This window comes from Mesorhizobium sp. M7A.F.Ca.MR.362.00.0.0, assembly GCF_004023175.1.
Classification (GTDB): domain Bacteria; phylum Pseudomonadota; class Alphaproteobacteria; order Rhizobiales; family Rhizobiaceae; genus Mesorhizobium.
Window position 1 is genome coordinate 7,179 of record NZ_RZTF01000309.1, and the last position, 628, is coordinate 7,806.

At 58.0% G+C, this 628-nt stretch carries 1 protein-coding gene; it reads left to right on the forward strand.

Going from position 1 to position 628, the window contains the following annotated elements:
- Positions 1-167: 167 nt before the first annotated feature.
- Positions 168-536, forward strand: coding sequence for a hypothetical protein (locus tag EOC06_RS27875; protein ID WP_128309297.1), 369 nt, complete (start codon positions 168-170; stop codon positions 534-536).
- Positions 537-628: the final 92 nt, after the last annotated feature.

A 628-nucleotide genomic window follows, 5' to 3' on the forward strand; every position in this document is an offset into this window, starting at 1 on the left:
TTCCTGATTTGTTCACATATTCCTGCGTTTTGAGCCGGGAGTCGAGTCGCAGTTTTCAAACTTTCGCAGAAGTTTTCTTCTAGTGTAATTTGAGTTATGCTTTCATACATATATAAAAATGTGAGTCGGACACGAACCTGCCCACTGCATCAGACCCGGGAGCGATAATGGACGCTTTTGCCGCCGATTTTGCCCGATCCTGCGGTTACGCCGGCGACAGCCTGGCCCTGCTTGGAGCCTTCGAAGCCATCCGCCGAAACGGCATCGCCCACGCCCGTCAGGATCACGTCAGGCGCAAGGCGGTGATCGACGAGTTGAAACCGTCGCAAGCGCTGTTCCTGGCCGCGATTAGCCCGGCGCTCTCGGCGGAAGAGGCCATTGAGGACGCCGCCCGCTTCATAGCCTGCTGGCGCAACGTACCGCGCTGGCGCCAGGAGCGGCGCTTGCCCGACCTGGTCAGGGCCAAGCAACAACGGCTGGTGGCACGGTATTTTCGTCGCCATGGCCATCTTCTATGGGCGCGCGAAGCAGCGTGAGGCTGGACCCAGCCATTTGCGGGTTCCATCAGCAATTTTTTCTTTCTGGACTGCGCAGGGGTGGCTGATCGTCGACGTGCATAGTTTGGGAT

What these genes read in the sequence shown, in the direction of transcription:
- EOC06_RS27875 (WP_128309297.1), top strand. Translation starts at nt 168, where the DNA reads ATGGACGCTTTTGCCGCCGATTTTGCCCGATCCTGCGGTTACGCCGGC.